We start from the raw sequence: 11,820 nt of genomic DNA, 5'->3' as shown, positions 1-11,820 counted from the left end.
CGTTCGCGCTGTGGGACAGCTGTGCGCGGGCTGTACGGCGTGGCGCTCAGGTGAACGGCGCGGTGGTACGGGAGTGGCGCCGCGGTGACACAGGTAAAGGTGTGGCCAACTGCTTCCTGCACGTTGGCCACGTGTTCACCGGCTGCCCCCATCGACCCGCGCGTCCCTCCGTCCAGGCTGCCGTGGGGCTCTCGGCAAGGGGGCCCACCAGACGGCTCAAGGAGGAACGTTCATGGCCGAGTTGACGCGTCGCAGACTCCTCGGATCGGCAGCGGGCGCGGTGGGTGGCGCGGCCGCGCTGTCGCTGCTCCCGCCGAGCGTGCAGAAGGCGGTCGCCGCGGGGCCGCCGCGCAGCGGTTCGCTGCGCGACATCGAGCACGTGGTCATGCTGATGCAGGAGAACCGCTCCTTCGACCACTACTTCGGCACCCTGTCCGGTGTGCGCGGCTTCAGCGACCCGGACGCGAAGAAGCTCTCCACCGGCCGTTCGGTGTTCTACCAGCCGGACACGGAGAACCCCGACGGCTACACCCTGCCCTTCCACCTGGACACCAAGAGCACCAGCGCCCAGGCGATCCCCTCCACCAGCCACGCCTACACGGTGCAGCACCAGGCGTGGAACGGCGGCGCGATGGACAAGTGGCTGCCCGCCCACCGCGCGGCCGACGGCGCCAACGGCCCGTACGTGATGGGCTACTACACGCGGGAGGACATCCCGTTCCAGTTCGCGTTGGCGGAGACCTTCACCATCTGCGACAACTACTACTGCTCGATGATGGGCCCGACCTGGCCCAACCGGCTGTACTGGATGACCGGCACCGTGGACCCCGGCGGCACGAAGGGCGGCCCGGTGATCAGCAACTCGGCGCCGACGCCGTACCGCTGGACGACGTACGCGGAGCGGCTCCAGGCGGCCGGGGTGGACTGGAAGGTCTACCAGGAGACCGACAACTACGGCACCAACATGCTCTCGCAGTTCCAGCGGTTCCAGGACGCCCAGCCCGGCGACCCGCTGTACGAGCGGGCCATGGTGTACCAGCCCGAGGGCACCTTCGAGGACGACGCCCGCAACGACCGGCTGCCCGCGGTCTCCTGGATTCTGCCGACCAGCTACCAGTCCGAGCACCCGGACTACCTGCCCGCGGCAGGCGCGGACTTCGTCGCGTCCAAGATCGAGGCGATCGCGTCCAACCCGAAGGTGTGGGCGAAGACCGCGTTCATCCTCAACTACGACGAGAACGACGGCCTGTTCGACCACGTGGTGCCGCCGACCGCGAAAGCCGGCACGGCCGACGAGTACATCGACGGGCAGCCGATCGGCGCGGGCTTCCGGGTCCCGGCGATCATCGTCTCGCCGTGGACGGTCGGCGGATGGGTGGCGAGCGAGGCGTTCGACCACACCTCGTCGCTGCGCTTCCTGGAGCAGTTCACCGGCGTCCAGGAGCCGAACATCTCGCAGTGGCGCCGCCGCACCTTCGGCGACCTCACCTCGGCCTTCCGCTTCGACGACGCGACCGCGCAGGCGCCGAAGCTGCCGGACGACACCGCCGAGCAGCTCGCCGAGGCCGAGCAGGAGGTGGCGACGCTGCCCAAGCCGACGCTGCCGGGGGCCGACCAGAGCTTCCCGCAGCAGGAGAAGGGCAGCCGCCCGCACACGTGAGCCGCCGGCACACGTGAGCCACCGCCCGCACGAAGCGCCCGCAGAAAGCGCCCGCGTGCAACGCCCGCGCGCCGCCTCCCGTACCGTCGGGGGCGGCGCGTCGGGGTGCCCGGGGGCGCCGTCAGGCGCCGGGGCTACTGCTGCTTGCGGGACTTGTCCGTCACGATGACCAGCCCGGCGATGACACCGAACAGCACCAGCGGGAGCGCCACGAACAGGCCGAGGGTCTGGAGCACGCTCAGGCCGGAACCCGGGTCGTCGCCGTCGCTGCGCGACAGGGCGAAGGCGGGGGACGACATGAGCAGCATCAGCGCAGTACCGGTGGTGACGACCCCGGCGCGCACGACCTTCTTGGTGAGCTTCTTGTCCACGTACTCAATGTAGTGACCGCGTCCGCGCCTCGTGCGCGCGGGGTGCCTTACAGGCGCGTCGGGCGCGTCGCGAGCGCGGCGCGCAGCTCCTCGGTGAGGGTGTGCAGCCGGGGTGAGGCGGCCAACTCCTCCAGGGTCAGCGGCCGCCCGTCCGGCCCGGCGACCGGCAGCCGCCAGTTCGGGTACTCCGTGGAGGTGCCCGGCAGGTTCTGCGGGCGCCGGTCGCCGACGGTGTCCGGCAGCCACACCCCGACCATCCGCGCCGGGGTCAGCGCCAGGAACCGGTGCACCGCCCGGACCACCCCCTCCTCCTCCACCGGGCCGTCGGGCAGCAGCCCCAGCCGGCCCAGCAGCGCGATCCACTCCGCGACCTCCGCCGCGTCCGCCGCCTGCGCCGCCGCCAGCGGCTGCCCCAGCAGCCCCAGCCGGTGCCGCAGCCCGACGTGCTCCCCGGTCAGCCGGGCCGCGGTGCTCGGCAGGTCGTGCGTGGTCGCCGTCGCCACGCACGCCGACCGCCACGCCGACGGCGGCAGCGGGCGGTGCCCGGGGTCGGCGCCGGAGTAGTCCCGCTCGAACCACAGCACCGAAGTGCCCAGCACCCCCCGGTCCGCCAGCTCCTCGCGCACCCCCGGCTCCACCGTGCCCAGGTCCTCGCCGATCACCACCGCCCCCGCCTCATGGGCCTCCAGCGCCAGCAGCCCCAGCATCGCCCGCGCGTCGTAGCGGACGTACGTGCCCTCCGTCGGCGGGCGGCCCTGCGGCACCCACCACAGCCGGAACAGGCCCATCACGTGGTCCATCCGCAGGCCCCCGGCGTGCCGCAGCATCCGCGCCACCAGGTCCCGGTAGGGCGCGTAGCCGGTCGCCGCCAGCGCGTCCGGGCGCCACGGCGGCAGGCCCCAGTCCTGGCCGCGGGAGTTGAAGGCGTCCGGCGGCGCCCCCACCGAGATGCCCGCGGCCAGCACGTCCTGCATCGACCAGGCGTCCGAGCCGGCCGGATGCACCCCCACCGCCAGGTCGTGCACCACCCCGACCGGCATCCCCGCCGCCCGGGCGGCCTCCTGCGCCGCGCCGAGCTGCCCGTCGGTGAGCCAGGTCAGCCAGGCGTGGAAGTCCACCCGCTCCAGCAGCTCGCTGCGCGCCCGCGCCACCTGCGGCGAGCGCGGGTCCCGCAGCCCCGCCGGCCAGGCGTGCCAGTCCGGGCCGTGCAGCTCGGCCAGTGCCGACCAGGTGGCGTGGTCGTCCAGCGCCTGGCCCTGCTCGGCGAGGAAGTCCGCGTAGGCCGCCCGGCGGCCGGGGCTGAGCGGCACCGCCCGCAGCAGCTCCAGCGCCTGCGACTTCAGCGCCCACACCGCGTCCCGGTCGATCAGCGCGTCCCGCGTCAGCACCCCGTCCCGCAGCCCGCCGGCCGCCGCCAGCAGCTCCGCCATCTGCTTGCGGGCGGCCGCCGGCAGGTAGGCGTACTCGGGGATCTCCTCCACCCGCAGGTAGACCGGGTCGGGGAAGCGCCGCGAGGAGGGGCGGTACGGCGACGGGTCGGTGGGGCGGCCCGGCACCGCCGCGTGCAGCGGGTTGATCTGCACGAAGCCCGCGCCCAGGGTGCGGCCGGACCACGCCGCCAGGTCCGCGAGGTCGGCGAGGTCGCCCATGCCCCAGGAGCGCGCGGACAGCGTGGAGTACAGCTGCGCCATGAACCCGAAGGTGCGCCCCGGCGGCCCGGGCAGCCGCTCGGGCGCCACCACCAGCTCCCCGGTCGAGGTGCGGCCGTCGGGCGTCCGGGCGCGCAGCGCGTAGCGGCCCGGCGCGGTGGGCGCCGCCGGCAGCGGCTCGCCGGTGCGCGAGGTGGCCGTCAACTGGGTGCCGTGCGGCAGCCTGGCCAGCACCGCGTCGAGGGTGTCGTGCCCGGCCCGCAGCACCGTGCACGGGTCGAGCAGGCGGTTGCCCGCGCGCTGCTCGTAGGCCGCCAGGGCGTCCTTCACCGCGCAGTGCGTGCTCGCGTCCACCCCGAGCGCGGCCAGTACGGCCACGATCGTCTCCGTCGGGACGGCCACCTCCCTGTCCGCGGTCGGGCGGTACGCCACGTCCACGCCGTACAACCCGGCCAGCCGTACCCGGTCCATCGTGCCTCCGTCCTCACAGTGCGTGCACAGACCCCTACCCCGGGGTGCCCTCCTCCTACCCCCGCGCCGTACGGTCGCGCGCGCACGGGGCCGCCGCGGAGGGCGGACGGGGGGTCGTGGAGGGGAACGGCGGCGCTCGGCCGGATGACGAACGCGGGAACGGACATTCGTGCCCGGAGATGGGCATTCCGCGTTCGCTCCGCGTTACGGAGCACGCCACTTCCGCTGCCAACCATCCCGGTGGGTGCCCCACGCCCGGGGCCGCTCGTACGCCACAGCCTCCCCACGGGGGAACGACATGCCCGCACCCGAGCCCACCCGCACCCCTCCCCACCGCCCCCACCTCGACCGCCGCGCCCTGCTGATCGCGTCCGGCACCGGCCTCGCAGCCGCCGGCGGCGCCGCCGCATGGCTCTTCGGCCCCGGCTCCGACCGGGCCAGCGCCCACCCGACGGCGGCGCCGAGCAGCGCGGCCCGCCGCAGCGCCGCCCCGCCCGCGGCGCCCGCCGCCACGGCGTCCACCGCGGTGGAGCCGACCACCGTCGGCACCACCCTGCACTCGGTGGCGACCCCCACCGGCAAGGGCGCCTACCGGCGCCTGACGGACGGCCCCGGCTGGAAGCGGGTGGTCCGCGCCGACCTCGCCCCGGCGGACCCGCGCCGCCTGGAGCGCCGCACCGCGATCGCCGCGTTCGTCCAACTCACCGACCTGCACGTGATGGACGTCCAGTCGCCGCTGCGCATGGAGTGGATGCGCGAGCACGGCCCGCACGACTGGCGCCCCCACGAGGCGCTGTCCGTCCTGAGCACCCTGTCGATCATCGACCGGGTCAACAGCCTGCGCGGCGGCCCGGTCACCGGCCATCCGCTGTCCTTCGCCATCACCACCGGCGACAACACCGACAACAACTCCACGATCGAGCTGGACTGGTTCCTCACCGCGATGAGCGGCGGCCGGATCAACCCCAACACCGGTGACCCGCAGGCGTTCGAGGGCATCCAGAACTCGGGGCTGCCGCTGTTCTGGCAGCCGGAGAGCGCCCGCACCGACGCCGACAAGAAGCTCGGCTTCCCGCACCTGCCCGGCTATCTGACCGCCGCCATGCGCCCGCTGACCGCCCCCGGCCTGAAGATCCCCTGGTACTCCACCGTCGGCAACCACGACGCCCTGTTCAGCGGCGCCTACCGGTCCGGACCGCACGGCTCCTTCGCCGCGCAGACCGCCGTCGGCGACCGCAAGCTGGAACAGGTGCCGCACGCCGACATGATGCGCGTGTACCGGGCGGTGTCCTCGCAGCAGGACCCGGACGGCGCGCTCGTCCGCGAGGTCCTCCAGCGCAACGCCCGCACTGCCCGCACCGTCACCGCCGACGCCCGGCGCGTCCCGTTCACCCCGCAGGAGTACCTGGACGCGCACCTCGACCCCGGCCGCACCGGCGCGGGTCCCGTCGGCCACGGCTACGCCGCCGAGGGCGTGGACGCCGACCACCTCTACTACACCTTCCAGGTCGCCGACGGCGTGCTCGGCGTCAGCCTGGACACCACCGACCGCGGCGGCGCGTTCCTCGGCTCCATCGGCTCCGAGCAACTCGCCTGGCTGGACCGCACCCTGACCGAGCACGCCGACGAGCACGTGCTGGTCTTCAGCCACCACGCCGGCCACAGCATGACGAACCTGCGGACCGACCCCGCCCGGCCGCAGGAGAAGCGGCACGGCGGCGACGAGCTCACCGCGCTGCTGAACCGGCACCGCAACGTGCTGGCCTGGATCAACGGCCACAGCCACCACAACCGGATCGCCCCGCGCGACACCTTCTGGGAGGTCAACACCGCCTCCCACGTGGACTACCCGCAGCTCGCCCGGGTGATCGAACTCGTCGACAACCACGACGGGACGCTGTCGCTGATCACCACGCTGATCGAGTCAGCGGCCCCGCACCGCACCGACTTCCACGACCTGTCCACCACCGGACTGGCCTCGCTCTACCGCGAGTTGGCGTTCAACGCGCCCGGCGCGGACATCACCTCCGCGAGCGGCGCCGCCCACGACCGCAACGCCGAACTCCTGCTGAGGAAGAGGTGAGGAAGAGGTGAGGCCGGCCGCGGCCGCGCTCAGCGCGGTGTGACCACCACATAGGCGGCCGGGTCCGCCTCGCCCGAGGCCATCAGCGCGGTGCGGACCACGGCCGCCTGCTGCGCCGCGGCGTCCCGCAGCTTCACCGGGGACAGGAACACCATCGTGATGCCCAGCGCCTCCACGTGTTCGCGCTGCCGGGCGTAGTACGACCACAGCGCGTCGTCGGCCGGGTCCAGGCAGACCGCCACACCGTGGTCGGGCCAGTACGCGTCCACCCCGCCGAGCGGCGGGCCGCCCGGCAGCCGCAGGTCCACGTTCCACACCGGGTCGGGCAACTGGTAGGCGCGCACCATCGCGTACAGCCGCTGCTCGGCCATCGCGCGGTCCTCCGTACGCAGCACGTCCACCGCGCGCCGTACCGTCGGGCGGTGCAGCAGCCCCGCCCGGGACAGCTCCCGCAGCACCGCCGCGCCGTCGCAGTGCCCCGACCGCACCGCCTCCGTCAGCAGCGCGCGTACGGCGTCGGTGTCCCCCAGCTCCGCGATCGCGTCCGCCAGCGCCCGCGGCACCGGAGCGCACGGCAGACCCACCACGTCCGTCGGGTACGGCAGTTCACGGGTGCGGTGCACCGTCACGTCGCCCGCGTCGCGCAGCCGGCGCTGCCACGGCACCAGCACGTCGATCATCGGGAGCCCGATCAGCGGCGGCACCGACGTGAAGCGGTACAGCGCCAGCGCCGCCAGCCCCGTCACCATCGCCCCCCGGCCCCCGCCCACCGGCGCCGCGTACAGCAGTGCCGCCCGCACGCGCTCCTCGCTGCTCGGCGGGCCCGAGTGCAGCAGGCACACCCCGGGCAGGATCTGCTGCCAACGGCCGCCCGGGCGGCAGTACTCGCCGATCTCCGCGGCCGTCATGCCGAGTTCTCGCAGCCGGTGGAACGTCACCACCGTCTCGTCGCAGCCGTCGCGGCGGTCCAGTGCGTGGGAGGTCAGATCGTTCGCGGTCATGCCCGAGTGTTTCCCTCCCAAGGGCCCCCAACTAACCCTTGTTACACACCCGTCGACAAACTCGGACAACCCGAGCCTAAAGTTCCCCGCGTTCGGTGCCGATCAGCCCGTCCGGGCTTTGCGGCAGGTTCGCGCACACCAGGCCGCCCGGCCCGCCGCCGGGGTCGCTTTGCGGCCACGGCGGCGAACGGCCGGACGCGTGAGGCTACTTGGGCGCGTCGCAGGCCTGTGCCCGAAGGGCGCGGGCGAGGTCGTCGCGTGCCTCGAGGACGAGCCGCCGAAGCGCCGGCGCGGCTCCCGCCCGCTCGGAGAGCCACTCGTCGGTGGCCGCGAGCACCACGTCCCCGTCCTGGAGCGAGGGGTAGAGCCCGCGGACGACGTCCATCCCGATCTCGATGGACCGCTCGGCCCAGACCCGTTCGATCGCCTCGAAGTACGGCGCGACGTAGGGCGCGCCCAACTCCCGCTGCCCGGGCTGGGCGAACCCCGCGATGGTGGCCTCGACCAGGGCGTTGGACAGGGTGTCGGAGTCGACCACCGCGGCCCAGGCGGCGGCCTTGACCTCGGCGTCGGGCCGGGCCGCCAGGCACCGCACCTCGTGGCGGTGCCCGGAGGCGGTGTCGTCGCGGCGCCGCTCGGCCGCGACGGCGTCCGCCCCGGCGACGCCCTCGCCGACGAGCGTTTCGAGGAAGGTCCACCGCAGTTCCTGGTCGACGTCGAGCCCGTCGATCTTCGCGGAACCGTCCAGCAGCCCCTGGACCAGCTGGAGATCGGCGGCGGAGGCGGCGGACGCCGCGAAGAAGCGGGCCCACGCCAACTGGTGCCCGCTGCCCGGCTCGGCCTGCCGCAGCTCCCGCAGCGCGCCCGCCGCGAGCGCGGTGCCGGCCTCCTCCCGCGCGTCGGGCGCGACGTAGTGGACGAGGGCGGTCCGCGCCTGCTGGTGGAGCGACTGGAGCACGCCGATGTCGGTCTCCTGCCCGGCGAAGCGCAGCACCAGCCCCAGGTAGTCCCGCGCGGGCATCAGCGCGTCCCGGGTGAGGTTCCACACCGCCGACCAGGCCAGCGCCCGCGCCAGCGGGTCGGAGAGGTCGCCGAGCCGCTCCCGCAGCGTTGCGAGCGACACCTCGTCGAAGCGGGTCTTGGCGTACGTCAGGTCGTCGTCATTGACTAGCACCAGGTCCGGCCGCGGCTGCCCCGCGAGCTCGGGCACCGCCGTGGACGGCCCGGCGACGTCCGCCTCCGCGCGGGCGTAGCGCTCCAACGTGCCGTCGGGCGTGTGCCGGTAGAGGCCGACCGCGATCCGGTGCGGCCGCAGCCGCGGCTGCGTGCCGTCCGCGGTCTGCGCCACCGACAGCTCGGTGATCCGGCCCTCCGCGTCGCAGATCACCTGCGGGGTCAGGGAGTTGACGCCGGCGGTCTCCAGCCACGCCGCGGACCAGGCGGCCATGTCCCGCCCGGAGGTCTCCGCCAGCACCGACAGCAGGTCCGCGAGCGTGGTGTTGCCGTACGCGTTCCGCTTGAAGTACCGCCGGGCCGCCTCCAGGAACGCGTCCCGCCCCACGTACGCGACGAGCTGCTTGAGCACCGAGGCGCCCTTGGAGTACGTGATGCCGTCGAAGTTGAGCTTCGCCGCCTCCAGGTCCGGGATGTCCGCCACCACCGGGTGGGTGGAGGGCAGTTGGTCGGCCCGGTAGGCCCACGCTTTGCGGCGGTTGGCGAAGGTGATCCACCCCTCGGTGAACTCCGTCGCCTCCACCAGCGCGAACGCGCCCATGAAGTCGGCGAACGACTCCTTCAGCCACAGGTCGTCCCACCACCGCATGGTCACCAGGTCGCCGAACCACATGTGCGCCATCTCGTGCAGGATGACGTTGGCCCGGCCCTCGTACGACGCGCGCGTCACCTTGCCGCGGAAGACGTACTCCTCGCGGAAGGTCACACAGCCCGGGTTCTCCATCGCGCCGAGGTTGTACTCCGGCACGAACGCCTGGTCGTACTTCCCGAACGGGTACGGGTAGTCGAAGCTCTCGTGGAAGAAGTCCAGGCCGCGCTTGGTGACGTCGAAGATCGCGTCGGCGTCGAAGTGCCGGGCCAGCGAGCGGCGGCACAGCGCGGACAGCGGGATGTCCAGCACCGCGCCGTCCGGGTGGGTGCGCGCGTAGTGGTCGCGCTCCACGTGATAGGGCCCGGCGACGACCGCGGTGATGTACGTCGAGATCGGTTGGGTGGGCACGAACGCGGTGGTCGCGCCGCCGCCCTCGGCCGGCACCGGGTCGCCGTCCGCCGCGCCGTTGCCCAGCACCGTCCAGCCCTCGGGCGCGGTGACCCGGAAGGAGAACGGCGCCTTCAGGTCCGGCTGCTCGAAGTTCGCGAACACCCGCCGGGCGTCGGCCGGTTCGTACTGCGTGTAGAGGTAGACCTCGCCGTCCTCGGGGTCCTCGAAGCGGTGCAGGCCCTCACCGGTCCGGCTGTAGGCGCAGTGCGCGTCCACCACCAGGGTGTTGCGCTCGGCGAGGTCCGCCAGCGCGATCCGGGTGCCGTCGAAGACCGCCGCCGGGTCCAGCTCGCGGCCGTTGAGCCGGACCGACGCCACCGACGGCGCGATCAGGTCGGCGAAGGTCGACGCGCCCGGCCGCGCGCAGCGGAAGTCGATCACCGTGGTGGACCGGAAGGTGCGCGGTCCGCTCCCGGCCGCCGGACCGACCGCGGAGCGCACGTCCAGCGCCACGTCGTACCGCTCCACGGACAGGATCGCGGCCCGCTCGCGGGCCTCCTCACGGCTCAGGTTCTCGCCGGGCACGTGGCGGCTCCTCTCGGTCTTGGCACTCCTGCCGTCGGGCGCGCCGGATCGCGGCGCCCTGGCATCCTCCCACGGGCCCCGCGGGGCGGCAGCGGGGAATGAGCCGGGGTGCGCGGCACGTTGTAGCGGTGGGGTGGCGGGTGCGAGCCGCCGGCTGCCCCGTCCCTGACACGATGCCGTGAACGAGGAGCTCGCAGTGACCGCGACTGCCGCCGAGCAGACCGAGAAGACCCCAGCCGACTTCTGGTTCGACCCGCTGTGCCCCTGGGCCTGGATGACCTCCCGCTGGATGCTGGAGGTGGAGAAGGTCCGCCCGGTCGAGGTGCGCTGGCACGTGATGAGCCTCGCGGTGCTCAACGAGGACAAGCTCGACACCCTCCCCGAGCAGTACGCCACCTTCCTGCGCGACGCCTGGGGCCCGGTCCGGGTCGTCACCGCCGCCCGCGAACTGCACGGGGACGACGTCGTCGGCCCCCTCTACACCGCGCTGGGCACCCGCTTCCACAACCGGGCCGAGCCCAAGACCCGCGAGACCATCGTGGCCGCGCTGGAGGAGGTCGGACTGCCCGCCTCCCTCGCCGACTTCGCGGACGCCGACACCTACGACTCGCAGCTGCGCGCCTCCCACAAGGAGGGCATCGACAAGGTCGGCCAGGAAGTCGGTACCCCCGTGATCGCCGTCCCCGGCGCCGACGGCGAGCAGATCGCCTTCTTCGGCCCCGTCGTCACCCCCGCTCCCAAGGGCGAGCAGGCCGCCCAGCTCTGGGACGGCACCCTGCTGGTCGCCGCGATCCCGGGCTTCTACGAGATCAAGCGCACCCGCACCCAGGGCCCGATCTTCGACGAGTGATCCGGCGCCGCCGCTTGGTGGGGTTCCCACAGCGGCAGCGGGTACGGGGCGGCCTGCCACGGGCTGCCCCGTACCCGTTTCCGCAGCGCTTCATGGCGTGACGAGTCTCACGTGAGCAGGCGAAAGGACGGGCGGGGCGGGGGAGATGGGGCGCGGGTGAAGCCTCCAAGGGCGGGCGCCGCGGTTTGTCGGGGTTCGACGATGATCACCGTGCGGGTGCTGCGCTAGCGTCGCGGTGTCCCGACCGTCCTCACACCCTCGCGGAGTCATCCATGAGCACCGCCGCCACCACGGCCCCCGGCGCCGTACTCGCCGATCTGCTGCCCGCCTCCTCCGTCAGCCGCGCCCGGCTGCGGGACGCCGCGCTCGTGGTCGGCGGCGCGGTGCTCACGGGACTGGCCGCGCAGATCTCGGTGCCCGTGCCGGGCTCTCCCGTGCCGGTCACCGGGCAGACCTTCGCCGCGCTGCTGGTCGGCACCGCGCTCGGCGCCCGCCGCGGCTTCTCCGCCCTCGCGCTGTACGCCGCCGCGGGCGTGGCCGGGCTGCCGTGGTTCGCTGAGGGCAGCTCCGGCTGGTCCATGCCGACCTTCGGCTACATCCTCGGGATGATGCTCGCCTCCGCGGTGGTCGGCGCCCTCGCCCGGCGCGGCGGCGACCGTACGGTGCTGCGGACCGCCGCCGTCATGGTGCTCGGCTCCGCCGTGGTCTACGCCGTCGGCGTGCCCTACCTCGCGTACTCCGCCCACCTCTCGGCCGGCGACGCGGTCCGCCTCGGCCTGCGCCCCTACCTCCTCGGCGACGCCCTCAAGGCCGCGCTGGCCATGGGCTTCCTCCCCACCGCCTGGCGCCTCCTCCACCGCTGACGGCGCCCCCCGCGGGAAGAGCCGAGCAAATCAGGTGGCGCTGGGGGCACCACCCAGGCGAAGCGCTCTGGG

General features: G+C 73.8%; 8 protein-coding genes. 4 read left to right on the top strand and 4 right to left on the bottom strand.

Annotated elements, in window-relative coordinates; genetic code table 11:
- Positions 1-232 precede the first annotated feature (232 nt).
- Entirely contained in the window at positions 233-1,660 is a 1,428-nt protein-coding gene (locus tag AC3ERT_RS26185; RefSeq protein ID WP_435177118.1) for an alkaline phosphatase family protein, read from the top strand.
- Between the two features lie 134 nt (positions 1,661-1,794).
- Here AC3ERT_RS26185 and AC3ERT_RS26180 read toward each other — a convergent pair whose 3' ends face one another.
- Positions 1,795-2,031 (bottom strand): hypothetical protein, encoded by a 237-nt coding sequence (locus tag AC3ERT_RS26180; protein WP_335978040.1) that lies wholly within the window; start codon positions 2,029-2,031, stop codon positions 1,795-1,797.
- A 47-nt stretch (positions 2,032-2,078) separates the two neighbouring features.
- A complete protein-coding gene (gene malQ, locus AC3ERT_RS26175; RefSeq protein WP_435130295.1) occupies positions 2,079-4,151 on the bottom strand; it encodes a 4-alpha-glucanotransferase in 2,073 nt (690 codons plus the stop codon).
- A 298-nt stretch (positions 4,152-4,449) separates the two neighbouring features.
- On the opposite strand from malQ, the gene AC3ERT_RS26170 reads away from it, so the two are divergent.
- The gene (locus tag AC3ERT_RS26170) at positions 4,450-6,234 is read left to right on the top strand and encodes a TIGR03767 family metallophosphoesterase (RefSeq protein WP_435177116.1); all 1,785 of its coding nucleotides are present in this window, start codon (positions 4,450-4,452) and stop codon (positions 6,232-6,234) included.
- 29 nt (positions 6,235-6,263) lie between these two features.
- On the opposite strand, the gene AC3ERT_RS26165 is transcribed toward AC3ERT_RS26170, so the two are convergent.
- Both AC3ERT_RS26165 and pepN read right to left on the bottom strand, forming a co-directional pair.
- Positions 6,264-7,235: a hypothetical protein gene (locus tag AC3ERT_RS26165; protein ID WP_435177114.1), complete on the bottom strand. Its 972-nt coding sequence runs from the start codon at positions 7,233-7,235 to the stop codon at positions 6,264-6,266.
- A gap of 205 nt (positions 7,236-7,440) precedes the next feature.
- On the bottom strand, positions 7,441-10,035 hold the full coding sequence (pepN, locus tag AC3ERT_RS26160) for an aminopeptidase N (RefSeq protein WP_435177112.1): 2,595 nt from the start codon (positions 10,033-10,035) through the stop codon (positions 7,441-7,443).
- Positions 10,036-10,231: 196 nt separating this feature from the next.
- On the opposite strand from pepN, the gene AC3ERT_RS26155 reads away from it, so the two are divergent.
- Together AC3ERT_RS26155 and AC3ERT_RS26150 are read left to right on the top strand one after the other, a co-directional pair.
- Complete coding sequence (locus tag AC3ERT_RS26155) at positions 10,232-10,885, top strand: mycothiol-dependent nitroreductase Rv2466c family protein (protein WP_435130307.1); 654 nt, start codon at positions 10,232-10,234, stop codon at positions 10,883-10,885.
- A gap of 272 nt (positions 10,886-11,157) precedes the next feature.
- Positions 11,158-11,748 carry a biotin transporter BioY gene (locus tag AC3ERT_RS26150; protein ID WP_435130310.1) on the top strand — a complete coding sequence of 197 codons (591 nt, stop codon included), beginning with the start codon at positions 11,158-11,160 and terminating at the stop codon, positions 11,746-11,748.
- Positions 11,749-11,820 lie beyond the last annotated feature (72 nt).

The organism is Actinacidiphila sp. bgisy145, from assembly GCF_057708125.1.
This window is presented reverse-complemented; position numbering and strand designations above follow the sequence as displayed.

Bases quoted from the DNA above. Each gene is read 5' to 3' on its own strand.
- AC3ERT_RS26165 (WP_435177114.1), bottom strand. From the start codon at position 7,235: ATGACCGCGAACGATCTGACCTCCCACGCACTGGACCGCCGCGACGGC.
- malQ (WP_435130295.1), bottom strand. From the start codon at position 4,151: ATGGACCGGGTACGGCTGGCCGGGTTGTACGGCGTGGACGTGGCGTAC.
- AC3ERT_RS26170 (WP_435177116.1), top strand. From the start codon at position 4,450: ATGCCCGCACCCGAGCCCACCCGCACCCCTCCCCACCGCCCCCACCTC.
- AC3ERT_RS26150 (WP_435130310.1), top strand. From the start codon at position 11,158: ATGAGCACCGCCGCCACCACGGCCCCCGGCGCCGTACTCGCCGATCTG.
- AC3ERT_RS26185 (WP_435177118.1), top strand. From the start codon at position 233: ATGGCCGAGTTGACGCGTCGCAGACTCCTCGGATCGGCAGCGGGCGCG.